The organism is Litoreibacter janthinus, assembly GCF_900111945.1.
Taxonomy (GTDB): Bacteria; Pseudomonadota; Alphaproteobacteria; order Rhodobacterales; family Rhodobacteraceae; genus Litoreibacter; species Litoreibacter janthinus.
Genome location: NZ_FOYO01000001.1, coordinates 2,560,217 through 2,583,164 on the forward strand (window position 1 = coordinate 2,560,217; position 22,948 = coordinate 2,583,164).

At 57.4% G+C, this 22,948-nt stretch carries 23 protein-coding genes; 16 read left to right on the forward strand and 7 right to left on the reverse strand.

Going from position 1 to position 22,948, the window contains the following annotated elements; all coding sequences use genetic code 11:
- Position 1 precedes the first annotated feature (1 nt).
- On the reverse strand, positions 2 to 721 hold the full coding sequence (locus BM352_RS12830; RefSeq protein ID WP_090217443.1) for a Crp/Fnr family transcriptional regulator: 720 nt from the start codon (positions 719 to 721) through the stop codon (positions 2 to 4).
- A gap of 157 nt (positions 722 to 878) precedes the next feature.
- Here BM352_RS12830 and BM352_RS12835 point away from each other — a divergent pair, with 157 nt between their 5' ends.
- From BM352_RS12835 to BM352_RS19295, 4 genes are all read left to right on the forward strand, one after another.
- Entirely contained in the window at positions 879 to 1,310 is a 432-nt protein-coding gene (locus tag BM352_RS12835) for a pseudoazurin (protein WP_090217445.1), read from the forward strand.
- 59 nt (positions 1,311 to 1,369) lie between these two features.
- A complete protein-coding gene (gene nirK / locus BM352_RS12840; protein ID WP_090217447.1) occupies positions 1,370 to 2,593 on the forward strand; it encodes a copper-containing nitrite reductase in 1,224 nt (407 codons plus the stop codon).
- 17 nt (positions 2,594 to 2,610) lie between these two features.
- On the forward strand, positions 2,611 to 3,357 hold the full coding sequence (locus BM352_RS12845) for a formylglycine-generating enzyme family protein (protein WP_090217450.1): 747 nt from the start codon (positions 2,611 to 2,613) through the stop codon (positions 3,355 to 3,357).
- A gap of 89 nt (positions 3,358 to 3,446) precedes the next feature.
- Positions 3,447 to 3,623 (forward strand): invasion associated locus B family protein, encoded by a 177-nt coding sequence (locus tag BM352_RS19295; RefSeq protein ID WP_090217453.1) that lies wholly within the window; start codon positions 3,447 to 3,449, stop codon positions 3,621 to 3,623.
- A 61-nt stretch (positions 3,624 to 3,684) separates the two neighbouring features.
- Here BM352_RS19295 and gloB read toward each other — a convergent pair whose 3' ends face one another.
- The gene (gene gloB, locus BM352_RS12855; RefSeq protein WP_090217456.1) at positions 3,685 to 4,440 is read right to left on the reverse strand and encodes a hydroxyacylglutathione hydrolase; all 756 of its coding nucleotides are present in this window, start codon (positions 4,438 to 4,440) and stop codon (positions 3,685 to 3,687) included.
- Between the two features lie 66 nt (positions 4,441 to 4,506).
- On the reverse strand, positions 4,507 to 5,262 hold the full coding sequence (locus BM352_RS12860) for an HpcH/HpaI aldolase family protein (protein WP_090220241.1): 756 nt from the start codon (positions 5,260 to 5,262) through the stop codon (positions 4,507 to 4,509).
- Between the two features lie 102 nt (positions 5,263 to 5,364).
- Between BM352_RS12860 and BM352_RS12865 the strand changes: the two genes are divergently transcribed.
- The 3 genes from BM352_RS12865 (at position 5,365) to BM352_RS12875 (ending at position 8,505) form a co-directional block, all read left to right on the forward strand.
- Positions 5,365 to 6,378 (forward strand): C4-dicarboxylate TRAP transporter substrate-binding protein, encoded by a 1,014-nt coding sequence (locus BM352_RS12865; RefSeq protein ID WP_090217458.1) that lies wholly within the window; start codon positions 5,365 to 5,367, stop codon positions 6,376 to 6,378.
- Positions 6,379 to 6,478: 100 nt separating this feature from the next.
- Positions 6,479 to 7,108 carry a TRAP transporter small permease subunit gene (locus BM352_RS12870; protein ID WP_090217460.1) on the forward strand — a complete coding sequence of 210 codons (630 nt, stop codon included), beginning with the start codon at positions 6,479 to 6,481 and terminating at the stop codon, positions 7,106 to 7,108.
- The gene (locus BM352_RS12875) at positions 7,108 to 8,505 is read left to right on the forward strand and encodes a TRAP transporter large permease (protein ID WP_090217463.1); all 1,398 of its coding nucleotides are present in this window, start codon (positions 7,108 to 7,110) and stop codon (positions 8,503 to 8,505) included. The genes BM352_RS12870 and BM352_RS12875 overlap by 1 nt, the downstream gene beginning before the upstream one ends.
- 59 nt (positions 8,506 to 8,564) lie before the next feature.
- Here BM352_RS12875 and BM352_RS12880 read toward each other — a convergent pair whose 3' ends face one another.
- Positions 8,565 to 9,653, reverse strand: coding sequence for a PQQ-dependent sugar dehydrogenase (locus BM352_RS12880; protein ID WP_090217465.1), 1,089 nt, complete (start codon positions 9,651 to 9,653; stop codon positions 8,565 to 8,567).
- A 195-nt stretch (positions 9,654 to 9,848) separates the two neighbouring features.
- On the opposite strand from BM352_RS12880, the gene BM352_RS12885 reads away from it, so the two are divergent.
- The 8 genes from BM352_RS12885 (at position 9,849) to BM352_RS12920 (ending at position 16,231) form a co-directional block, all read left to right on the forward strand.
- Entirely contained in the window at positions 9,849 to 11,045 is a 1,197-nt protein-coding gene (locus BM352_RS12885) for an ABC transporter substrate-binding protein (protein ID WP_090217467.1), read from the forward strand.
- 73 nt (positions 11,046 to 11,118) lie between these two features.
- Entirely contained in the window at positions 11,119 to 11,898 is a 780-nt protein-coding gene (locus BM352_RS12890) for an ABC transporter ATP-binding protein (protein WP_090217470.1), read from the forward strand.
- On the forward strand, positions 11,895 to 12,731 hold the full coding sequence (locus BM352_RS12895; protein WP_090217472.1) for an ABC transporter ATP-binding protein: 837 nt from the start codon (positions 11,895 to 11,897) through the stop codon (positions 12,729 to 12,731). The genes BM352_RS12890 and BM352_RS12895 overlap by 4 nt, the downstream gene beginning before the upstream one ends.
- Positions 12,694 to 13,119 (forward strand): hypothetical protein, encoded by a 426-nt coding sequence (locus BM352_RS12900; RefSeq protein ID WP_090217474.1) that lies wholly within the window; start codon positions 12,694 to 12,696, stop codon positions 13,117 to 13,119. Before BM352_RS12895 ends, BM352_RS12900 begins: the two co-directional genes overlap by 38 nt.
- Positions 13,119 to 13,478 carry a hypothetical protein gene (locus BM352_RS12905; RefSeq protein WP_090217476.1) on the forward strand — a complete coding sequence of 120 codons (360 nt, stop codon included), beginning with the start codon at positions 13,119 to 13,121 and terminating at the stop codon, positions 13,476 to 13,478. Before BM352_RS12900 ends, BM352_RS12905 begins: the two co-directional genes overlap by 1 nt.
- Entirely contained in the window at positions 13,478 to 14,488 is a 1,011-nt protein-coding gene (locus BM352_RS12910) for a branched-chain amino acid ABC transporter permease (RefSeq protein WP_090217479.1), read from the forward strand. Before BM352_RS12905 ends, BM352_RS12910 begins: the two co-directional genes overlap by 1 nt.
- On the forward strand, positions 14,485 to 15,789 hold the full coding sequence (locus BM352_RS12915; RefSeq protein ID WP_090217482.1) for a branched-chain amino acid ABC transporter permease: 1,305 nt from the start codon (positions 14,485 to 14,487) through the stop codon (positions 15,787 to 15,789). The genes BM352_RS12910 and BM352_RS12915 overlap by 4 nt, the downstream gene beginning before the upstream one ends.
- A gap of 79 nt (positions 15,790 to 15,868) precedes the next feature.
- Positions 15,869 to 16,231, forward strand: a complete 363-nt coding sequence (locus BM352_RS12920) for a DUF1304 domain-containing protein (RefSeq protein ID WP_090217485.1) — start codon at positions 15,869 to 15,871, stop codon at positions 16,229 to 16,231.
- Here the strand turns inward: BM352_RS12920 and BM352_RS12925 are convergent.
- Positions 16,228 to 18,639: a GcvT family protein gene (locus BM352_RS12925; RefSeq protein WP_090217488.1), complete on the reverse strand. Its 2,412-nt coding sequence runs from the start codon at positions 18,637 to 18,639 to the stop codon at positions 16,228 to 16,230. The genes BM352_RS12920 and BM352_RS12925 overlap by 4 nt on opposite strands.
- A 109-nt stretch (positions 18,640 to 18,748) precedes the next feature.
- Positions 18,749 to 20,080: a DUF2254 domain-containing protein gene (locus tag BM352_RS12930; protein ID WP_090217490.1), complete on the reverse strand. Its 1,332-nt coding sequence runs from the start codon at positions 20,078 to 20,080 to the stop codon at positions 18,749 to 18,751.
- A gap of 100 nt (positions 20,081 to 20,180) precedes the next feature.
- Here BM352_RS12930 and BM352_RS12935 point away from each other — a divergent pair, with 100 nt between their 5' ends.
- A complete protein-coding gene (locus tag BM352_RS12935; protein WP_090217492.1) occupies positions 20,181 to 22,589 on the forward strand; it encodes a GcvT family protein in 2,409 nt (802 codons plus the stop codon).
- Positions 22,590 to 22,656: 67 nt separating this feature from the next.
- On the opposite strand, the gene BM352_RS12940 is transcribed toward BM352_RS12935, so the two are convergent.
- Entirely contained in the window at positions 22,657 to 22,947 is a 291-nt protein-coding gene (locus BM352_RS12940; RefSeq protein WP_090217494.1) for a DUF1330 domain-containing protein, read from the reverse strand.
- Position 22,948: the final 1 nt, after the last annotated feature.

Consider the following 22,948-nt stretch of genomic DNA (forward strand, 5'->3'; position numbering starts at 1 on the left):
CTTAGGCGCCTTGAGTCAGCATAACCAATGCATGGGGATCGCAAACCTTAATGCGTTTACGCTTGCTCTCGACAAGGCCCTTCTTCTCCCAGCCGCTGAGCAAGCGGCTAACGGTATGAAGGGTCGTCGCCGTCAATTCTGACAGGTCCTGTCGGGTGATCGGAAAATCAATCTCGATCCCGTCAGCGACTTTGCGGCCCGTCTGGTTAATCAGGCGAAGTATAGCGTTGGCCACACGTTGTTCGACCTGTTGGGTCGCCATTTCGACGATCCGGGTGTTCATCTCACCAACGCGTAAACCGACGGTCTTATACGTCTCCGTTGCGAAGCCGTCATATTCAGCCACGAACGTATCCCACAACCGCATGGGCCAACTGAGTGCCAAGCATTCTGCGGCGGTTATCGCGGTTGCTGGATAGGTATCGCGTCCAAGTGCGCGGGCAATACCAATCAGCTGTCCCGCTGGGATATGAAGCGATGTCACCTGTTCTCCTGTTGGGGTGATGCGCACCACACGCACATAGCCATCAAGCAGCATATAGAACCGCTCGGCGGCGTGCCCTTCCTCGAATATCGCGATGCCGGTCTCGTAGCGCCGCGAGGTCGCCTGATCCAGAATCGTGCGGATCTGGCGCTTGTCGAGCTTCGAGAAGGGCGGCAAATGCGTCAGCAGGCTCTCGTCGAGACGCGGCAATACTTTTCGGGGCGCTTGGTCTTCCATGCCAAACCTCATGCCACATCAATTGTAGCAAATCTATCTGCAACTGTCCGTCGGCGCGCCGACAATCGGCCAGAAGTTTGTTGTGGCTCAAATAGCTGCCTTTTGAATCAACTACCCTTGGGATCAAGCGATAATGCGATCTGAAAGGAACAATACAATGATCCGCAAATTAGCAACAGCTCTGGCGCTCGTAGCTCTTATGGGGGGCGCAAGCTTTGCCGAGACCTTCGAAATTAAAATGATGAACAAGGGTTCTGATGGCGAACGGATGGTGTTTGAGCCTGCCTTCGTTCAGGCCGCCGCTGGCGACACGATCCGCTTTGTAGCCACCAACAAAGGTCACAACGCTGAAATCAACAAAGGCATGATCCCTGAAGGAGCCGAAGCTTTCAAAGGCAAGGTGAACGAAGAAATCGAGGTCACGCTGGATGTCGAAGGCGTCTACGGCGTGATCTGCAAACCCCACTACGCCATGGGGATGGTGATGACCATTGCCGTTGGCGACACCGAAGCCCCTGCCGACTTTCTTGAAGGCCGGGTGCCCCCAAAAGCCAAAGAGCGGTTCGAAGCTCAGCTCGGCAATCTCTAACAGCAATCCTTGCGGGGTCTGAGCAAACCAATCCCGCGCAAAAAAATATGGAGACTTCCATGACCAAAATCATCAATCCAGGGCTTATGAAAACCAGCCGACGCAATGTGCTGCGCGGGTCCGTACTCGCGGGCGCGGCGGCCATGACCGGCGCGAGTGCCGGCGCCATGATCAGACCGCGCGCGCCCAAGATGGAAGCGATCAACGCGACCTCGGCCAAGCTTTACAAAGCGGCCGCCCCGCAAGCCACAGAGAGCACCGCGAAACCCGCCGATCTGTCTGGTTACACACGCGTCAAGCAAGAACTGGTCGCACCACCCTTCGCCCCTGTCCATGAACAGGTCGCAACCGGCGGGCCAAAAATCGTCGAAATCACTATGGAAACCCAAGAGCGCCTGATGGTCGTCGACGAAGACACCGGCGCCGAAGTCTGGGCGCTGACCTATAACGGCTCGGTTCCCGGCCCGCTGATCATTGTCCACGAGGGCGACATGGTCGAATTGACCCTGCGCAACCCGAGCGACAGCCAAATGGAGCACAACATCGACTTTCACGCCTCCACAGGTGCCTTGGGCGGCGGTGGTCTGACCCACGTTTTCCCGGGTGAGGAAACGGTGTTGCGCTGGAAAGCCACCAAGCCCGGCTGCTTCACCTATCACTGTGCACCTGGAGGGGCGATGATCCCTTATCACGTGACACACGGGATGAATGGCGCGGTCATGGTGCTACCACGTGACGGGTTAAAAGACGGGCAAGGAAATCCGCTAAAATACGACCGGATCGCCTATATCGGCGAGCAGGATTACTACCTGCCGATGGACGAGAACGGCGACTTCTTGACCTATGAGGTCGCTGGCGACGACTATTCCGACAGCCTTGACGCGATGCGCACACTGATCCCGACACACTCGGTATTCAACGGTGCCGTCGGCGCCTTGACCGGCGAAACCGCGTTGCGGGCGGCTGTTGGCGAGACCGTCTTGATGATCCACAACCAAGCCAACCGGGACTCGCGTCCACACTTGATCGGCGGACACGGTAACTTCGTCTGGGAATCTTCGTTCAGCGATGCACCACTCACCGGCATGGAGACATGGTTCGTGCGCGGCGGTAGCGCGGTGGCGGCGATGTATACCTTCGAGCAGCCCGGCGTTTACGCCTACGTCAACCACAACCTCATCGAAGGCGCCATGCTCGGGGCCACTGCACACTTCGTGGTCGAGGGCGAATGGGACAACGCTTTGATGGAGCAAGTTGTCGCTCCGCATAGCTTCGAAACCTGATCCTAAAGGACAAACCGATGACCACCGCTGAAAGAAACAAACTCCCGTCCCGAACACTGCTTCGTTTCGCGGCTTTGGGTCTTTTGGCGGCGGTCGCAGCCGGGGTTGCGCTCATGCAGCGCGGCCCCGATTTGACTGACCTTCCGGTCATGGCAGCCGCCCCAATCATCCTTCCAGATGGCTCCGCGCTCTACGTGCAACGACACGAAGTTACCGTTGCGGAATGGAATAAATGCGTGGCCCAAGGTGCTTGCGCCTTGAAACTACGGACACGCGCAGACCAAGACCCCGCGCTCACCCCTGCAACCGGACTGAGCTATGTTGACGTCCAACAGTACGTAAAGTGGATCAACGAGGTTTCGGGGCGCAGCTACCGCCTGCCGACCGCCAAAGAATGGAACCAGATGGCGCAATCCGTCTTGCCAAAAGTACAGGATCCCATTTTCACCGACCCTTCCCTGACTTGGGCCTCAGCCTACCTCACCGAGGGCTTGGCGCCGCGTGCGCTCAAACCTCAGGGCAGTTTCTCAACATCGCCCGAAGGGGTCGTAGACCTCGACGGAAGCGTGTGGGAATGGACACAGGAATGCTACGCTGGTGTTGAAGACGGAATCGCTTCCGACCGTTGTCCCGCCTTCTTCGTCGGTGGTGAACACGTCGCCGCAATGTCTTACCTGATCCGAGATCCCGCCCGCGGCGGTTGCGCTGTTGGGACCCCGCCCGCTCATTTAGGCATGCGCTTGGTGTCGGACAAACCCGCCTAACGCTCGGTAGTATTTCGAATTAGGCCTCTTATGACGCGTCAAACAATCGACTGACGGAAGTCCAACACGCGCCGCGTTTCCAGCCATTTATGTTGTCGTGCGAACGTGAAGAATGCCACGCGGTCTTGAAGTTGACGCCTGCCCTACTCACAGCCATCAATCGCGGCTATGTTCTGGAGGCCAACGTCCAAACCTCAAGTTCACGCGAAACCCTCGACCTTGAACTCGGTTTAACGGGTTTCACCAATGCGCATGACAGCGTTTAATTTCGGCGCGCAATTTCGGGGCCTTTGGACAACGACAGCCGCCAGACGATCCCGCGCAGCGCTAGAAGTTGTCCTTGCGCTTTCGCAATTCGGCAAACACCTCCGCATCGCTCGCGTTTTCCATGTGCAGATGATTGCGAATTTTGGCATCGGAGCACCGCAGGAACGGATTTGTCGCCAATTCCGCTGCGATGGTGGATGGAACTGTTGGATCCCCCTGATCGCGAAGCTGTTCGACTTCTATGGCGCGGTTACGCAAAGCTAGATTTTCGGGGTCGACAGAAAGCGCGAATTTGGCATTGGACATGGTGTATTCATGAGAGCAGTAAACTCTGGTCTGCTCGGGCAAATCCATCAGCTTTTGCAAACTGGTCCACATGTCAGCGGCCGCCCCCTCAAAAAGCCGACCGCAGCCCATAACAAACAGCGTATCACCCGTAAACACCACGCCATCAGAGGCGATATGGTAATTCAGCATGTCCATTGTGTGACCGGGAGTATGGATCACCGACACATCCCGCCCCGCGAACTGGAAACTGTCGCCGCCTGACAGAACATGATCAATCCCGTCGATCCCCGCAGGCCCAAATACACCGGCACCGGATGACACCTTCAGCGCCGCCAGACCGGTGATGTGGTCATGGTGGTGGTGGGTGACCCAAATCTGGGTTGGTGTCCAACCGGTCTCAGCAATGGCCGACTGGTAGGACGGACCGTGCCCGACATCAATCGCTGCAGTTTCCCCCGTTTTGGGGTCATGGATCAACACCCCGTAGTTTTCGAGCGGTGGATGCGGGAATTGATGTATCTGTAGCATTACAGTCCTCCGGGAATTGCTATTTGACTGACAGGCGTAGAATTCCATGCAGCCCAATACAAGTGGCTAAGCTTTTGGACGCGGTACAGAGCGCATCGCGCCGCTCAGCAAAGCGACATCAGATGCGATTGCGATCATGCGCGCGCCCTTGTCGACATAGTGCTGCGCTCTCTGTGCGTCGAAGCTCAGGCATCCTGCGATCTTACCCGATGCCGCGATGCGTTCCAAAGCGTTGTCAATTGCTGCGCGCACCGGTGCCGCATCCAGATCGTGCAAATACCCCATAGACGCTGCCAGATCGGCAGGACCGATAAACACACCGTCCACGCCCTCGGTGGCGCAGATCGCATCCAGATTATCCAGCGCAGTCGCGCTCTCGGCTTGCACCATCAGGCAGACGCGGTCGTTGGCTTGAGACATGTAATCCGTGTCATGGTCGTAGCCAGACGCCCGCACGATCGAAGCCCCGATGCCCCGCGTCCCGCTGGGAAACTGTTGGGACGGGTATCGCATGGCACAGGCCAGATCAAAGGCCTGCTCTGGCGTATCGACCATGGGAACAACGACTGTATGCAGCCCCAAATCCAGAACCTGTTTGATCATCCAGCTTTCAGCGTGAGGGATGCGAACGCAGGCATCATTCCCAAGCACGCGCGCCTGTGCCGCGATGGTGGCAATGTCATAGTGTCCATGCTCTGCGTCGATCAGGCACCAATCAAATCCCGATGTGGCCGCGATCTCGGCAGAGGCGACGTTGCCAAGGCCCAACCAGATACCGGATTGGACCTTTCCAGCGACAAGTCGTGATTTGAGTGACCCCATAACAATCCCTTTCAGAGCAAAAATCGGTTGAACCCGCTTAGATTTAATCACATGCTCTGTCTCACAAAAATGGATGAAATACATCCTGTCTGGGAGGACTCTATGAACAAACTTTTGAAAACCACCTCGGTGGTGGCGCTGACTTTTTCATTTGTTGGCGAAGCGGCAGCAACTGAATGGAACGTCTCTGTTTGGGGTAAACGTCGCGCGTTTACCGAGCATGTCGAAAAGCTGGCCGAGCTGGTCTCCGCGAAGACCAACGGCGACTTCACAATGAATGTCAGCTACGGCGGGCTGTCAAAGAACACCGAAAACCTTGACGGCATTTCCATCGGGGCCTTCGAGATGGCCCAGTTCTGCGCCGGCTATCACCGTGACAAGAACCGCGTGATTACCGTGCTGGAACTGCCGTTCCTCGGCGTCGCCAACCTTGAAGAGGAAGTCGCGGTTTCCAACGCGGTCTATGCACACCCCGCAGCCGCCGAAGAGATGGCGCAGTGGAATGCCAAGCTGCTGATGACTTCGCCCATGCCGCAATACAACCTTGTCGGCACTGGCGAGCCTCGCAACACACTTGCATCCATGTCGGGTATGCGCGTTCGCGCAACGGGCGGCCTTGGCGATGCTTTCAAAGCTGTCGGCGCGGTTCCCACCTCGGTCACCTCGTCCGAGGCCTATCAGGCGATGGAATCCGGTGTTGTTGATACGGTGGCTTTTGCCCAACACGCGCACCTGTCCTTTGGTACGATCAATCAGGCCGACTGGTGGACCGCCAACCTGAACCCCGGCACTGTGAACTGCCCTGTTGTTGTGAACATCGACGCCTACGAGTCCCTGAGCGACGAGCATCGCGCCGCATTGGACAGCTCAGTTGACGAGGCAATCGCGTATTACCTCGAAAACTACGGCAAGCTGCTGGAGAAATGGGACTCTGTTCTGGCTGAGAAGAACGTGACCAAGGTCGAAATCAGCGATGACGTTCTGAAAGAGTTCCGTGCAACTGCCGCCGATCCGATCCGCGACGCTTGGATCAAGGACATGGAGGCCCAAGGCATTCCGGGTCAGGAGTTATATGATCTGGTAGAGAAAACGCTGGCTGAAAAACGCGGTAGCTAAGCAACCTGTCATCCCGCGCCTTTGGACTGCTCTGAAGGCGCGGTGACTTGCATCTAACAATAAGAGCCGCCTGCCTTGGCGGCCATTGGGGGAGACAGCCATGGCCGGATCAGCCGCCGTGCTGGAGGATTCCAGCCTCCTAAGCGGGCTCGACAGAAAGCTGGTGAGGCTGGAGCGCATCTTCGCACTTGTGTCAGGGCTCGCTGTGTTCTCTTTGATGTTTCTGGCGGCCTACTCCGTTACGGGCCGCAAATTCTTCAATGCGCCATTGATGGGCTATGTCGACTTGATCGAGGCCGCGATGCCGCTGATGGCATTCATGGGCATTTCTTACGTCCAGCGTGAGGGCGGCCATATTCGCATGGACATTCTGATTGGCTCACTCAAGGGGCGCGCACTTTGGTTGTTCGAGTTGATCTCGATCCTGTTTATCCTCGTGTTGATCCTTGCGCTCATTTGGGGAAGTTGGTCCCATTTCGACCGTAGCTTCGATATGTCCAAGCCCTTCTGGAGCCGTGATAGCTCCATCGATATCAGCCTGCCGATCTGGCCCTCCAAACTTTTGGTGCCAGTCGCCTTCTCTGTCCTCGCGTTGCGGTTGTGCCTGCAAGCGTGGGGATACGGCCGTGCCTTTGTTTTGGGATTGGAAAACCCGGTCGCCGTGCCGCTGATCCTGACCGTGGCTGAACAGGCCCGCCTCGAGGCCGAGCAGCTTGAGGGATCCGAATAATGGACGAAATCACCATCGGCCTTTGGGTATCCGGCTTCATGCTTGCTATGGTTGTGCTGGGTATGCGCGTGGCGTTCGCAGCAGGTATGGCCGGACTTCTAGGGTTAGTCTGGTTGCGCTGGAACGGCTTTGATTACAATCCAGACCGCCTTTGGAAGTCGATCGAGATCAGCGTCAAGATCGCGGGGCAAGTCCCCCATTCCAAAGTTTCGTCGCAAGCCCTGAGCCTGATCCCGACCTTCATCCTGATCGGCTATCTCGCCTATTACGCCAAACTCACCTCCGCCCTGTTCGAGGCTGCCAAGCGTTGGTTTGCTTGGGTGCCGGGTGGTTTGGCCGTGTCCACAGTGTTCGCCACGGCAGGCTTCGCCGCGGTGTCCGGCGCATCTGTGGCAACGGCCGCAGTGTTCGCCCGCATCGCCATCCCCGAGATGCTGAAGGTCGGCTACAACAAGCAGTTCGCAGCCGGTGTTGTTGCCGCTGGCGGCACCTTGGCCTCGCTTATTCCGCCATCAGCGATCCTGGTGATCTATGCCATCATCGTAGAGCAGGACGTGGGAAAACTACTGCTTGCAGGATTTATCCCCGGAGCATTCTCGGCAGTGATCTATGCGCTGTTGATCATCGGCATTGCTGTGGTTTTCAAGAATGTCGGCCCACCGGTGACGGGCTTCACATGGCGTCAACGCTTTGCATCCTTGCCGCCCGCACTGCCGATTGTGGCGGTGGTCGTGATCATCATCTTCTTTGTATACAACCCGTTTGGCGACGCGTGGGGGACCCCGACCGAGGGCGGCGCCGTGGGTGCGTTTATCGTGTTCCTGATGGCCCTTTATCGTGGGATGCGGTGGGGCCAGTTGAAAGAAGCCCTGATCGAAACGGCCAAGTTGACGGTGATGATCTTTACCATCATCTGGGGCGTGCTCATCTATGTGCGCTTCCTGGGCTTTGCGGACCTTCCGGGGGCGTTTTCGGACTGGATCACCGCACTCGAGATGTCACCGATGTTGATCTTGATCTGCATCCTTCTGGCCTACGCTGTCTTGGGCATGTTCATGGATGCAATCGGAATGCTGCTGCTCACACTGCCGGTGGTCTATCCTGCCGTCATGGCATTGAACGGGGGCGAAGCCGTCAGCGCTGCGGAAAGCACGTTCGGCATGTCTGGCCCGATGTGTGCGATCTGGTTCGGGATCCTGGTGGTGAAAATGGCCGAATTCTGCCTGATCACGCCGCCGATTGGGTTGAACTGTTTTGTCGTTGCCGGTGTGCGCGACGACCTGAGCGTGCAGGACGTTTTCAAGGGCGTAACACCGTTCTTCATCGCGGACGGGTTGACGATAGCCATGCTGGTTGCCTTCCCCGGAATCGTGCTCTGGCTGCCATCGCTCGCGTGAAGCGCGTCAGCTTTTTGAGTATTTGGAACCAAATGGAAACAGTTGGAGCGCTCTGAAAACTAGGGGGTAATCTCGTAGAGGGCGCCGTCAATGACCGATAGGAACCATATCTGCCCGTTCGGACCTTCTATTACGTCGCGCACACGACCGGTTTCGGGGGCCTCCAGTCGTTCCTCAGCAAAGGTTTTGCCATCGAGCCGCGAGATCATGTCGAATTTCAGCGACCCCACGAAGATGTCGCCCTTCCATTGCGGCCAGAGTTTGCCTGAATAGATCATCATGCCGGATGGAGCGATGGAGGGATCCCAGTAATGTGCCGGCTGCTCCATACCGGGTTTCGATGTGCCTTCTCCGATCTTGAGGCCTGAGTAGTGTCGTCCGTAGCTGATTACCGGCCAGCCGTAATTTCCACCCGCTTTGATAGCATTCACCTCATCACCGCCCCGCGCGCCGTGTTCGACGACATAGAGGTTCCCGTTTAGATCCAGCGCCGCGCCTTGCGGGTTGCGGTGGCCGTAAGAATATATCTCGGGCTCTGCCCCCGGCATCCCGATGAAAGGATTGTCGGGTGGGACTACTCCGGACCGGCGTAACCGCACCACGGTGCCGTTGTGGTTGCTCAGGTCTTGCGCCTTCGGACGCTCCCCACGCTCGCCGATGGTTAGAAAGATCGTGCCATCACGGGCCTCGACCATGCGGGAGCCGAAATGCTTGGCGTCGCTACTGCCCCGTGCCTGCTGGAAAATCCGTTTGAAACCCGTCAGCGCGGTGCCATCAGGGCTGAGCTTGCCTCGACCGAGGGCCGTCCCGTAATTGTCGCCGTTCCGGTTGGCGTAGCTCAGATACACTTCGCGACTTCTCGTAAAGTCGCGCGGGATCATGATGTCCAGCAGACCGCCCTGCCCGCGATCAACGACTTTTGGTACGCCTTTCACCGCAACGCGTGACCCGTCGGCGCGCAGGTGGGTCAAGGCCCCGCCCCTCTCGCTGACCAGAATCCCGCCGTCTGGCAGGCTTTCTACCGACCAAGGTTCGTCAAACCCGTCAGCCAGCTTTTTGATGGTCAATTGACCCAAGCTGCTGTCAAGCGCATGTGCTGGCAGGCCCAAAGCCAAAATGGCGGCAATCAGTGTAATTTTCAGGGTCATTCGTCTCTCCGAGTGGCAATATAAGGAAGATAGCACGTCCGGCTTGGGCTTCTATCTCTCTAACCCGATCGTGATGTCGGGATGGGGCTGACACCCCCAAATTGCCGTAAAGGCAAGGCATTCAACCCCTCTTTTCTTTTGGGGAATCGGTGCGTAGTGTCGTGCGATAAATAGTAGAGATCAGGGAGATCACTCATGAAAAAACTGCTTCTTGCAACCACCGCCACTGCCATGATGGCAGGTGCCGCCTTCGCTGACGGCCACGCGCAAACCGCGAAAATCGGTATCATTCTGGGCTTCACCGGCCCGCTGGAATCGATCACGCCACAAATGGCTGACGGCGCTGAACTGGCGATCAAGGAAGTCTCTGAGTCCGGCGCCCTGCTGGACGGCACCAAGGTCGAAGCGATCCGCGGCGACAGCACCTGCGTGGACGCGGGCGCGGCAACATCGGCTGCTGAACGTCTCGTCACCTCCGACAAGGTAAACGCCATCATGGGCGCTGACTGTTCCGGCGTGACCGGCGCAATCTTGCAAAACGTGGCCCGCGCCAACGGTGTGGTGATGGTATCCCCATCTGCAACCTCCCCCGGTCTGTCCACCGCAGAAGATGACGGTCTGTTCTTCCGCACCGCCCCATCCGACGCGCGCCAAGGCGTGATCATCACGAATATCCTTCAGGATCGTGGCGTGAAATCCGTGGCATTGACCTACACTAACAACGACTACGGCAAAGGTCTGGCCGACGCATTCAAAGCAGCCTTCGAAGAAGCTGGCGGCGAAGTTACCATTTCCGCAGCACATGAAGACGGCAAAGCCGACTACTCTGCCGAAGTTGGCGCACTGGCATCCGCCGGTGGCGAAGTTCTGGTTGTTGCAGGCTATGTTGATCAAGGTGGCTCCGGCGTTATCCGTGCGGCTCTGGACTCCGGTGCGTTTGACACGTTCTACCTGCCAGACGGCATGGTGGGCACGAAGTTGAACGAAAACTTCGGCGCTGAGCTGAACGGCTCTTACGGCGCGTATCCTGGTACTGACAGCGCAGGTGCAGCCACCTATGGCGAGATGGCTACGGCTGCCGGCTATGACGGCACTTCCGCGTTCTCTGCGGAATCTTACGATGCCGCGGCGTTGATCATGCTGGCGATGCAAGCTGCCAAATCCACCGCATCTGCCGACCTGAAAGACCACATCTTCGACGTCGCCAACGCACCTGGTGAAGAGATTTTCCCGGGCGAGCTGGCAAAAGGTCTCAAACTGATCGCTGAAGGCAAAGACATCGACTATGTCGGTGCATCTGCAGTCGAGCTAATCGGCGCTGGTGAATCGGCTGGTAACTACCAAGAGATCGAATTCTCTGACGGTGTCTACTCCACGATCAAATATCGCTAAGATCACTCTTTAACCGAAAAAGGCAGCCCGAGGTTTCGCATCTCGGGCTGCCTTTGCAAAGGGGCAGCATAAGATGATCCAGGTCCACGATCTTCACAAACATTTCGGTGGTTTCCATGCGGTGGACGGGGCGACCCTCACCATTCAGGAAGGCTCAATTACCGGACTGATCGGCCCCAATGGAGCCGGAAAAACGACACTTTTCAATGTGATCGCAGGCGTTCTTCAACCAACATCCGGCAAAGTGACGATGGGCGGCGAAGACATTACCGGCCTTCCGCCGCATACCCTGTTTAGCAAGGGGCTTTTGCGCACGTTCCAGATTGCACATGAGTTTTCCTCGATGACCCTGCGCGAGAACCTGATGATGGTGCCAGGCAATCAAGCGGGTGAGAAGTTGTGGAACACATGGTTCGGCCGCAAACGGATCGCTGACGAGGAACGCGCGCTGGCTGCGAAAGCGGATGAAGTGCTGGAGTTCCTGACCATTGACCACATCAGTGATGAGCGGGCCGGCAACATCTCCGGCGGACAGAAGAAGCTGCTGGAATTGGGCCGCACAATGATGGTGGACGCCAAGATCGTGTTTTTGGACGAGGTGGGCGCAGGCGTGAACCGCACCCTGCTCAACACCATCGGTGACGCGATTATCCGCCTCAACAAAGAGCGCGGTTACACCTTCGTGGTGATCGAGCATGACATGGATTTCATCGGTCGCCTTTGTGACCCCGTCATCTGTATGGCGGAGGGCCGCGTACTGGCCGAAGGCACGCTGGACGAGATCAAGGCCAACGAGCATGTGATCGAGGCTTATCTGGGCACCGGGCTTAAGAATAAGGTGGCGTCCGCATGAGCAATGATAACTACAGCGCGCGCGGCAACAAAGACGCGTCATTAGGCAAAAACCCGACGAATGCTGTGGGTGGCACAATCGAAAAACAAAAGACCAAGCACGCGGCAACAAAGGGCGTTGCGGGTGAGCCTTATCTGATCGGCGACGCGATGTCGGGCGGCTACGGCCAAGGCCCTGACATTTTGCACGACTGCACGCTCGCCGTGAACGAAGGCGAAATCGCGGTGATCGTGGGCCCGAACGGTGCTGGCAAATCAACCGCGATGAAGGCTGTGTTCGGAATGCTGGATGTGCGCCAGGGTGCTGTGCGCCTTGGGGGAGAAGACATCACGTCACTGACCCCGCAAGCACGTGTGGCCAAAGGCATGGCCTTCGTTCCGCAAACCTCAAACATTTTCACCTCGATGACCGTCGAGGAGAACCTCGAAATGGGCGCCTTCCTGCGCCGCGACGATATTCAAAGCACGATTGAGCAAGTCTATGAGCTGTTCCCGATCTTGCGCGACAAACGCAATCAAGCGGCCGGAGAACTGTCCGGCGGCCAGCGTCAACAGGTGGCGGTAGGCCGCGCTCTGATGACACAACCCAAAGTGCTGATGCTGGACGAGCCGACTGCAGGCGTGTCGCCCATCGTCATGGATGAACTGTTCGACCGCATTATCGAGGTGGCTCGCACCGGGATTTCGATCCTGATGGTAGAACAAAACGCGCGACAAGCACTTGAAATTGCGGACAAAGGCTATGTTTTGGTACAGGGCCGCAACCGCTTCACCGACACCGGGCAGGCATTGCTGAATGACCCCGAAGTTCGCAAAAGCTTTTTGGGAGGCTGATGTGAGAACAAGTATTAGCCGAGCCGCAATCACAGCCATCATAACAACCGCCCTCTCTTCTGCAGCAGTTGCCGCACAGACAGAGCAACGCAATTGCAGATTCACACTCGCGACAAAGTCCGACGGTCAACAAGCCGACGTTGATTGGAAGGTTGCCATCGCAAACAAGGACGCGTCCGGACGTGTCGTTGTCACTGGTAGCGGTGACTACAAAGCCAAAGCCAGAAAATTGAAAAGTGGCGCGATGGAATTCAGCTTCAAAACAGAGGTTTCCAAGGAGAATATTACGATTGGTGCAAAGGGTGAAGCTCTTTGGGACATTCAGTTCAAGAACGGCGACTTTCTTGCCTATTTTGGAACATGTAGTGCAGCAAAGGTAACCAGCTAATGCTTTTAACGAACACTCCGACCGCAATTGTCATGTTGTCTCTACTTACACTCCCCGTCGCGGCTGAAGCAGTACAATGCACCTTCATCACTGAATGCTTCGAGGCGGAGGCCTGCGCTGACAGCGCCTTTACCGTTGCGATTGAGGAAAAAGACGGCGCAACCTTGTTGGTAAGCGACGCAGAAAGCTTCCCTGTCAGCGTCGGCGGCAGTGACGCCGTTCGCATCTATGTCGGCGTGACCGATAGCGCCTTTAACCTGATGAGCCTCGCGACAGATGGCACCGCACGTTACTCCACACATCTCTATGACGGGCCATTGATGGTGAATTATCTCGGCAACTGCGAAGGGGCAGACTGATGGACTTCCTCAACGCCATTGTGGCCTTTCTAAACTTCGTCCTGATCCCCGGCACCGCTTACGGCGCTCAACTTGCGCTCGGCGCGCTTGGCGTGACGCTGATTTACGGCATCCTGCGGTTTTCCAACTTTGCCCATGGCGACACGATGGCCTTCGGGACGATGTTCGTCATCCTGATCACGTGGGGCTTTCAAAGCCTCGGCATCAGCTTCGGCCCATTGCCGACCGCCCTGCTCGCCCTGCCCTTTGGCATCGTGCTTACTGGCTTGGTTCTGATCGGTACTGACAAGGTCGTTTACCAATTCTACAGGCAGCGAAAGGTGAAGCCCGTGGTGCTGGTGATGGTCTCGCTTGGGGTGATGTTCATTATGAACGGTCTGACCCGGTTTATTATCGGGCCCGATGATCAACGATTTGCGGATGGAGAGCGCTTCATCATCTCCGCCCGCAACTTCAAGACCATGACAGGTCTGGACGAAGGCTTGGCGATCAAAACGACGCAAGGCATCACAGTTGTCACAGCGATCATCGTTGTGGCAATCCTGTTCTGGTTCCTCAACAAAACCCGCACCGGCAAGTCGATGCGCGCCTATTCTGACAACGAGGATCTGGCCCTACTCTCTGGCATCAACCCGGAGCGCGTGGTGCTGTATACATGGCTGATTGTTGCAGCACTCGCCACCGTCGCTGGGACACTTTACGGCCTTGATAAATCGTTCAAACCGTTCACCTACTTCCAGCTATTGCTGCCGATCTTTGCGGCTGCAATCGTCGGAGGTCTTGGCAATCCCTTGGGGGCCATCGCTGGCGGCTTCGTCATCGCCTTCTCGGAAGTGACGGTGACCTACGCCTTCAAGAAGGTCGCAAACTACATTTTGCCCGATGCACTGGCGCCGGACGGGCTCGCGCAACTGATGAGCACCGACTACAAATTCGCGGTCTCGTTCTCGATCCTGATCATCGTGTTGCTGTTCAAACCGACCGGCCTGTTTAAAGGACAATCCGTATGACCCGCCGCGACGCACTCCTTTTCGTTTTCGTTGGCCTGCTGATCCTTCTCACCGGCTTTGTGCAGTCTTGGAACTCGGCGCTGCTGATCCTGAACATGGGGCTAATCTCTGCCGTCATGGCACTTGGCGTGAACCTGCAATGGGGCCTCGCCGGGCTGTTCAACGTGGGTATCATGGGCTTTGTGGCCTTGGGTGGTCTGGCCGCTGTCATCACCTCCATGCCCGCGAATGCAGATGCGTGGTCGGCTGGCGGCGTGCGAGTTATTTTCGGGCTGCTCTTGGGCGCTGGCACGATCATTGCCGCGATCATGGTCCATCAAAAACTGCCATCGGGACGCAATCGCGCGCTTGCGATGCTTGCCGTATTGATCGGCGGGTTTTTCTTGTTCCGCTATGTCTTTGACGCGGGCGTTGAGGCCGTTGAGGCTGTGAACCCCGCCGCGACGGGCTATCTGGGCGGATTGGGCCTGCCGATCCTTGTCGCATGGCCTGTGGGTGGGTTGCTCGCAGCAGGTGCTGCATGGATTATCGGGAAAACAGCGCTCGGGCTACGGTCCGACTATCTCGCCATCGCCACGCTCGGCATCGCCGAGATCATCATCGCTGTGCTGAAAAACGAAGACTGGCTGTCACGTGGCGTGAAGAACGTCGTAGGCCTGCCACGCCCGACGGGTGTCCCCTACGAGGTTGATCTGCAGAGCAATGCCGATTTCATCGCCCGCGCGGCGGGTCTTGGGCTGGATCCGACGACGGCCTCCACGCTTTACGTCAAGTTTGTCTACGCCATTCTGTTCGCGATCGTTTTGATCATCTTGCTTTGGCTGGCCCAAAAGGCGCTCAACTCTCCTTGGGGCCGGATGATGCGCGCCATCCGGGACAATGAGGTCGCAGCAGAAGCGATGGGCAAAGACGTGACGGCGCGGCACTTGCAGGTGTTTATCCTCGGCTCTGCGATCTGCGGTATGGCAGGCGCAATGATGACCACGCTTGACGGGCAGCTTACACCCGGCACCTACCAACCGTTGCGGTATACGTTCCTGATCTGGGTGATGGTGATCGTCGGCGGCTCCGGTAACAACTTTGGCTCAGTTTTGGGCGGCTTCCTGATCTGGTTCCTTTGGGTGCAAGTTGAGCCAATCGGCCTTGCCTTTATGAACCTTGTCACAGCGGGGATGAGCGACGGCTATTGGCTGAAATCCCATCTGATCGAAAGCGCCGCACATATGCGACTGCTGACAATGGGGTTGGTTCTGTTGCTCGTTCTGCGGTTCAGTCCGCGCGGCTTGATACCAGAGCGATAACCTCGACCGCGATGTAAGAGACACGCCGATGCCTGAGATGGGCGTCGGCGATTTCGTTTAAACCGAAGGAAACGTCGTCATGTCCAGCATAACCATGATCCTGATCGGCCTAATCGCCGCGCTTCACGCCTATATCATGTGGTTTGAAATGTTCGCTTGGACCTCGCGCGGCCCGAGAATCTTCCGGCAGTTTCCCAAAGATCTGTTTGAGCCGACCAAAGCAATGGCCGCGAACCAAGGCCTATATAACGGGTTCTTAGCGGCGGGCCTGATCTGGTCGCTAATCATCCGAACGCAGGACTGGGCCACGAACGTCGCCACATTCTTCCTGATTTGCGTCGCTGTCGCCGGTGTCTATGGCGCGGCCACAGCGTCGAAGCGCATCCTCTACGTGCAAACTTTTCCGGCAGTCGTCGCGCTCTTGGCACTTTACCTGACTTAAGCCCGAAGCTTCGCCCCTTCTGGGTCGAACGGCGGCTCAGAAAGAACAACCCCGCGATGGGGCTTTCCAAGGATCATCACGTCCACCTCGTCGCCAGCTGACACACCTTTCAGAAATCCTAGCGCAAGCGATTTACCGACCGTGTATCCATAGGTGCCCGAACTCACCCGTCCGACAGGTGTGCCGTCTGGCAGGAATATCGGTTCGCCGCCCGTGGCATCGGCCTGATCGACGTCAAGGACCTCCACAATGCTAAGGCGTTCACGCGGCAGGTTGTCCTTCAGCGCCGCGTAGGCCGACTTATTCAGGAAGTCCTTTTCCATCTTGATCAGTCCATCTAGCCCAACTTCTTGAGGCCAGTATTCGGGGCTGTATTCGCGCGACCAGCTGCCATAGCCCTTCTCGACCCGAAGGGACATCAACGCACGCGAGCCGACGGGGCCTGCACCGAACTCCTTCCCAATTTCGATCAACGCCTCGTAAAGTCGTTTTTGATCCTCGGTTTTGCAATGCAACTCCCACCCCAGATCGCCAGTGAACGACACGCGCAGTGTGATCAAATCCACACCTGCGAGGGTGATCTTCTGCGACCGCATGAACGGAAAGTCTTCAGTCGCGAGAGACGTATTGGTCAAACGCTCCAGCATCGCGCGACTGTCAGGACCAGCGACGTTGAAGCCGCACATGGCCTCCGTCATGCTGACGAAGCTGACCGTATCGGGCCTTTCCACCATGTTGAAGAAGCGCAGATGATACCGCTCCGCCATACCGGATCCGATGATCAGGAAGTCCTCCTCATCCAGTTTGGTCACTGTGAAGTCACCCGCGATTCCACCGCGCACACCGATCAAGGGCGTTAAACAGGATCGACCCACGGCTTTGGGCATATTGTTTGCGAAAACAGAGTTCAGCCAGTCAGACGCGCCCTGCCCTTTGACGCTGTATTTGGCGAAGTTCGAGATATCAATGATCCCAGCCTTTTCGCGCAACATCCGGCATTCTGCCCCAACTGGCTCGAACCAGTTCTGCCGGGTAAATCCGTTGGTGTCTTGCACACCGGGCGCATCCGCAAACCAGAGTGGATGCTCCCAGCCGTAGTTAAGCCCGAAGACCGCGCCCATTTCTTTTTGTATCTCGTAGATCGGACGTACGCGGGCGGGCCGCCCTGCCGAGCGTTCTTCATTCGGGAAATGGATCGAAAAGCGGTTGGCGTATTGGTCGCCCACTTTTGCCTTGGTGAATTTCTTGTCCGCCCATGCGCCAAATCGTGCCATGTCCCACGGGAACATGTCCAAATGCGCCTCGCCTGTGACGATCCATTCAGCGGTAAGCGACCCCAGCCCGCCCGATTGCGAAAAGCCTGGAATGATGCCATTGCAACAGAAATAGCCGTTCAATTCCGGCACTGGGCCAAACAAGGCGTTGGCGTCCGGTGACCAGATCATTGGGCCGTTGATCACCCGTTTGATGCCGGCAGTGCCCACCACTGGCACGCGGTCGATCGCACGCATCATGTTGTCCTCGATCCTCTCCAGATCGTCGGCGAACAGTTCATGCCCGAACCCTTGCGGTGTGCCATCCTCGGCCCAAAAGCGAACATCTTTTTCGTAGGCGCCGACCAACAGACCTTGGCCTTCCTGCCGCAAGTAGTATTCGCCGTCACGGTCAGCCACAGAGGGGAGTCGGTTCGGCATTGCCGCGACTTCCGGGATGGTTTCGGTGACGAAATACTGGTGCTCCGTCGGCTGAAGCGGCAGCGTGACCCCCGCCATCGCCGCCACTTCGCGCCCCCAAAGTCCGGCGGCGTTCACGACCACGGGCGTCACGATATCGCCCTTCGGGGTCTTCACGACCCATGTGCCATCTGATTGCTGCTCGGTCGCGGTGACGGGGGTGAAGCGGTAAATCTCTGCCCCGTTCTGGCGCGCGCCGGATGCATAGGCGTTGGTCACTCCGGACGGATCAACATTGCCCCCCGACGGCTCATACATGATGCAGCGGATACCGTCGTAATTGACCAGCGGATGCAGACGTTCGGCTTCAGAACGGTCCACTTCATAAAAGTTCAGCCCGTAATACTTGGCTTTGGCCGCCTGCAGCCGCAACTGGTGCTCACGCGCTTCGGTCTGCGCCAGATAGAGCGATCCGGGCTGGAACACGCCGCAGGATTGCCCCGTCTCGGCCTCCAGCGCATTGTACAAATCCATGGTGTAGTTCTGGATGCGGGTAATATTGTTATTGTCGTGCAACCCGTGAATGTTTGCCGCCGCGTGCCAAGTCGAACCGGAGGTCAGCTCATCCCGTTCCAACAAGACAACGTCCGTCCATCCCAGCTTGGTCAGATGATAGAGGATGGAGCAGCCGATAACGCCGCCCCCAATGACAACAGCCTGCGCGTGGGTCTTCATGGGTTCAAATCCTTGTCCGGTTCCAGCCAGAGTGCAGGTTCCGTAAGGTGTGGTCATCCCTCCAAGGCGACAAAACTTTCCTCACTGCGACAAATCGATGAAGCGGTGGTCAGTCTGCGCCCTCGACCTCTTCTAAAACTGAGCGCGCGGTCGAGCTGCGCAAGCGTTCCACATCCGGTTCGAAGTCAAGTGCTGCTTTGGCCCGCCGAAACTCAAGGCAAGCCGCAACCTTTGCAGCCCGTGCCATCTCTGGGCAGTCATGGTCCATAAGGCGCGAGAAAGCAGATTGCAGCCTTTGCTGAACTTCAATCAGCTTCGCCCCGTCGCGGGCCAAGGCGCCAAATCCGTCCTCGATCAAGTCCTTAGGATCAAGCGGGCGGACCCAAAGCCTGTCGTGTTTCGGCGGCTCATCGGATGTGGTCTCATCTTGGTACAGTGAAAGTGTCCGCGCCACCCGCGTAATCACATCAATGGCTGTTCCTGGATCATTGATACCCGGAGAAAGCGCCTTGGACGCGATCTCTCCCAACACCATCAACCCGAAACGCGGATCCTGATCATAAGTGCGCATGTCGCCAATCTGGATATGCGAGCGGATGACGCTTGCGAAGTCATCACCTGCGTCGTCATCCGCTTCGCCTTTTGTCACCCAGTAAGCAAGTGCCTCGCCCGCCATCACGAAATGCCCTACCGCGGCGCAGATATAGATTTCTGCCCCAAAGGTGCGGGCTGCCTCGTCCAGCGATTCTTCGTAATATTGCTGAATGTACCCGGCTTCGGACGCCCGAACGGTTTCGGCCCCCTCAGGGACGCTGACATCCTGCGTCCAAGGATTGGCCCCGAGGCAGGGCTTCGACAGGCGTGCATCAAAGTGCTTTCGGGTGATCCCTTCGACTTGTCGGGTCGTGTCCATCAGACTACCGAACGTCTGCAAGTGCAAAACCCAGCGGATAATCGAAACCACTACGTAAGCCAGCACCAATATCGTCGTGACAAACAAAACCGCAGCATGGTCATCGCCAAAAACCTGAAGTTCGCGCAGGATGATCCCGATCAGAGCATAGACATATGCCCCGATAAATGCGGCCAAAGTGTTCTGGGTTGTGGGGTCCTGAATGATCAAACGGTGCAGGCGTGGCGTGAATTGCGATGACGAGCTTCGATAGACTGTCACCATGACCGTCAGCGAAAATGTCGTCACTGCAAGCATGGCGTTAGCAATTATCCCCAAGAGGCGGTCAGCGGCCTTACCCGAAACGAACCCGTTGAGGTCTTGCGGCAGGAAGTGCCCGACCAATTGGGCCATACCCAAAGCCAGCACGGCCAGCAGCCCCATCAGCACAACGCGCACCCAAAGCTCCCGCCAGAGCTCTTGACCAAACCGCAACAATGTCTTGGGCCACGCCGCGAAATGGCTCAGGATAGAGCTTACCCGATCCATCTTAGTGCCTTGGTCTTATTCGACATTGGACGTCGCTTTCATGCAATTCGGTGGCTTTGTATTCCATACAGTAACGCAAAACAGTCAATGAGGAACTCCCATGCAAAACACCACCCGTGTCTGCGTTATAGGCGGCGGCGTCGTCGGATGCTCCGTCTTGTACCATCTGACAAAACTTGGCTGGTCCGATGTCATGCTGGTTGAACGCTCAGAGCTGACTTCGGGTTCCACATGGCACGCGGCGGGCGGGTTCCACACGCTGAACGGCGACACCAATATGGCTGCGTTGCAGGGCTATACGATCAAGCTGTATCGAGAGCTGGAAGAGATCACCGGCATGTCTTGCGGATTGCATCATGTGGGTGGCGTGACGCTGGCGGACAACAAGGACCGTTTCGACATGCTTGTGGCCGAGCGCGCCAAGCACCGCTACATGGGCCTAGAAACCGAGATCGTCGGCCCCGAAGAGATCGCCAAGATTGCGCCCATCACCAACCTGGATGGCATCGTCGGCGGCTTATACGACCCGCTGGACGGCCACCTTGACCCGTCCGGCACCACCCACGCCTATGCGAAGGCGGCCCGCATGGGCGGTGCGACAATCGAGACGCATGTGAAGGTCGAGGCAACCACCCAACGGCCTGATGGCACTTGGGATGTTGTCACCAACAAAGGCACGATCCACGCCGAACATGTCGTCAATGCTGCTGGGCTTTGGGCGCGCGAAGTCGGGGCGATGGCGGGCGTCTACCTGCCCTTGCACCCGATGGAGCACCAATATCTGGTCACAGAAGAAACGCCCGAAATTTACGAGCGAGATACAGAGCATCCACATGTCATGGACCCTGCGGGCGAGTCCTATCTGCGTCAGGAAGGTCGCGGGTTGTGCATCGGCTTCTACGAACAGCCATGTCGCCCGTGGGCCGTTGACGGCACGCCTTGGGACTTCGGCCATGAGTTGCTGCCTGATGACTTTGACAAAATCGAGGACTCAATCGCCTTTGCTTTCAAACGCTTCCCCGTGCTGGAACGCGCAGGCGTCAAATCGGTCATCCATGGCCCCTTCACTTTCGCCCCGGACGGCAACCCGCTGGTCGGCCCCGTGCCGGGCTTGCGCAACTACTGGTCGGCATGTGGCGTGATGGCAGGCTTTTCACAGGGCGGCGGTGTCGGCCTTATGCTGGCGCAGTGGATGATCGAGGGCGAAACCGAACGCGACACTTTTGCCATGGACGTTTCCCGCTTTGGCGACTGGATCACGCCGGGCTACACGCGGCCAAAGGTGATAGAGAACTATCAGCGCAGGTTTTCAGTCAGCTACCCGAACGAGGAATTGCCAGCCGCCCGCCCGCATCGCACCACGCCTATGTATGACATCTTCACGAATATGGGTGCGGTCTGGGGGCAGCAATTTGGCCTAGAGGTCGCGAACTACTTCGCCCAAGACGACGAGCCAATCTTCGAGACACCCAGCTTCCGCCGTTCCGACGCGTTTGAAGCCACCGCGCGCGAGGTCGCAGCAGTTCGGAACGCGGCAGGCATCAACGAGGTGCAGAACTTCGGCAAGTTTCGCGTCTCAGGCGACGGCGCGCGTACTTGGCTTGACCGCATCATGGCAGGCCGCATCCCTGCCCCAGGTCGTCTGTCACTCACGCCAATGTTGTCGCACAAAGGTCGCTTGATCGGGGATTTCACTGTGTCATGCGCCACAGAAAGCGAGTTTTACCTGACGGCGTCCTACGGGTCGCAGTCCTACCACAAACGGTGGTTCGACCAGAACGCGGCAGACGGCGTGCGCGTCGAAAACATCTCTGATGCAGTGACCGGATTCCAGATTGCAGGCCCTCTGTCGCGTGAGATTTTGCAATCCTGCACGCGCACCGACGTTTCTTCCATGCGGTTCATGGATGTGCGCGACATGACGGTGGGCCAAGTCGCTTGCCGCGTTCAACGGGTCAGCTACACCGGCGATCTGGGCTTCGAGATTTACTGCGACCCCATGGATCAGCGCCAGTTGTGGCACACGCTTTGGTCAAAAGGTCAGCCCAAAGGCCTGACCCCGTTCGGAATGCGTGCGATGATGAGCCTGCGTCTCGACAAGTTCTTCGGCTCTTGGTTGTCGGAGTTTTCGCCCGATTATACAGCGGCGGAAACAGGCATGGACCGATTCATCAGCTTCAAGAAAAGCGCAGACTTCATCGGACGAAATGCAGCGGAGGCAGAGCGCACCACCCCGCCTGCACGCCAGCTATGCGCGTTTGAGGTCGATGCGACTGATGCAGATGTCACGGCTTACGAGCCCGTCTTTATCAATGGCGAGGTCAAGGGCTTCTGCACCTCTGGCGGTTATGCCCACCATTCAGGAAAATCCATAGCGATGGCGCTAATCCCACGGGAACTGGCGCAAGAAGGCCTTAAGGTTGAGGTCGAAATTCTAGGGCAACTGCGCCCCGCCACACTGATCACAACACCGCCCTTTGACGCTGATGGAGCACGCATGCGTGGGTGATGGCGCCGGACAAAGGAAATCCCGCCAGAGGGTCTTCTGGCGGGCTAAGGCGCGTGCGACCGAAAAGCTATTCCAGCTCTTCGACAATCATCAGATCACGTTCGGCCGCCCCTTCGGCGAACTTCAAAGCCGCCTGATAAGCATCTGAATAATAACAATCATGCGCCTTTTGAAGCGACGGAAACCGAGCCACAACGTTGCGCGCACGATCATTGCCTTCCAGCTGCTCGTAAGCACCATTGCGGGCCAAGAACACACCTTCATGTTCTGCAATCGCAACCGTCGCGCCAGCCGCATATTTGGCATAGCGTTCGGAGTCCGTCACCTTCACATGTGCGATCCATAAAGCTGTGGGCATT

Bases quoted from the DNA above. Each gene is read 5' to 3' on its own strand.
- BM352_RS12830 (WP_090217443.1), bottom strand. From the start codon at position 721: ATGGAAGACCAAGCGCCCCGAAAAGTATTGCCGCGTCTCGACGAGAGC.
- BM352_RS12835 (WP_090217445.1), top strand. From the start codon at position 879: ATGATCCGCAAATTAGCAACAGCTCTGGCGCTCGTAGCTCTTATGGGG.
- nirK (WP_090217447.1), top strand. From the start codon at position 1,370: ATGACCAAAATCATCAATCCAGGGCTTATGAAAACCAGCCGACGCAAT.
- BM352_RS12845 (WP_090217450.1), top strand. From the start codon at position 2,611: ATGACCACCGCTGAAAGAAACAAACTCCCGTCCCGAACACTGCTTCGT.
- BM352_RS19295 (WP_090217453.1), top strand. From the start codon at position 3,447: ATGTTGTCGTGCGAACGTGAAGAATGCCACGCGGTCTTGAAGTTGACG.
- gloB (WP_090217456.1), bottom strand. From the start codon at position 4,440: ATGCTACAGATACATCAATTCCCGCATCCACCGCTCGAAAACTACGGG.
- BM352_RS12860 (WP_090220241.1), bottom strand. From the start codon at position 5,262: ATGGGGTCACTCAAATCACGACTTGTCGCTGGAAAGGTCCAATCCGGT.
- BM352_RS12865 (WP_090217458.1), top strand. From the start codon at position 5,365: ATGAACAAACTTTTGAAAACCACCTCGGTGGTGGCGCTGACTTTTTCA.
- BM352_RS12870 (WP_090217460.1), top strand. From the start codon at position 6,479: ATGGCCGGATCAGCCGCCGTGCTGGAGGATTCCAGCCTCCTAAGCGGG.
- BM352_RS12875 (WP_090217463.1), top strand. From the start codon at position 7,108: ATGGACGAAATCACCATCGGCCTTTGGGTATCCGGCTTCATGCTTGCT.
- BM352_RS12880 (WP_090217465.1), bottom strand. From the start codon at position 9,653: ATGACCCTGAAAATTACACTGATTGCCGCCATTTTGGCTTTGGGCCTG.
- BM352_RS12885 (WP_090217467.1), top strand. From the start codon at position 9,849: ATGAAAAAACTGCTTCTTGCAACCACCGCCACTGCCATGATGGCAGGT.
- BM352_RS12890 (WP_090217470.1), top strand. From the start codon at position 11,119: ATGATCCAGGTCCACGATCTTCACAAACATTTCGGTGGTTTCCATGCG.
- BM352_RS12895 (WP_090217472.1), top strand. From the start codon at position 11,895: ATGAGCAATGATAACTACAGCGCGCGCGGCAACAAAGACGCGTCATTA.
- BM352_RS12900 (WP_090217474.1), top strand. From the start codon at position 12,694: ATGACCCCGAAGTTCGCAAAAGCTTTTTGGGAGGCTGATGTGAGAACA.
- BM352_RS12905 (WP_090217476.1), top strand. From the start codon at position 13,119: ATGCTTTTAACGAACACTCCGACCGCAATTGTCATGTTGTCTCTACTT.
- BM352_RS12910 (WP_090217479.1), top strand. From the start codon at position 13,478: ATGGACTTCCTCAACGCCATTGTGGCCTTTCTAAACTTCGTCCTGATC.
- BM352_RS12915 (WP_090217482.1), top strand. From the start codon at position 14,485: ATGACCCGCCGCGACGCACTCCTTTTCGTTTTCGTTGGCCTGCTGATC.
- BM352_RS12920 (WP_090217485.1), top strand. From the start codon at position 15,869: ATGTCCAGCATAACCATGATCCTGATCGGCCTAATCGCCGCGCTTCAC.
- BM352_RS12925 (WP_090217488.1), bottom strand. From the start codon at position 18,639: ATGAAGACCCACGCGCAGGCTGTTGTCATTGGGGGCGGCGTTATCGGC.
- BM352_RS12930 (WP_090217490.1), bottom strand. From the start codon at position 20,080: ATGGATCGGGTAAGCTCTATCCTGAGCCATTTCGCGGCGTGGCCCAAG.
- BM352_RS12935 (WP_090217492.1), top strand. From the start codon at position 20,181: ATGCAAAACACCACCCGTGTCTGCGTTATAGGCGGCGGCGTCGTCGGA.
- BM352_RS12940 (WP_090217494.1), bottom strand. From the start codon at position 22,947: ATGCCCACAGCTTTATGGATCGCACATGTGAAGGTGACGGACTCCGAA.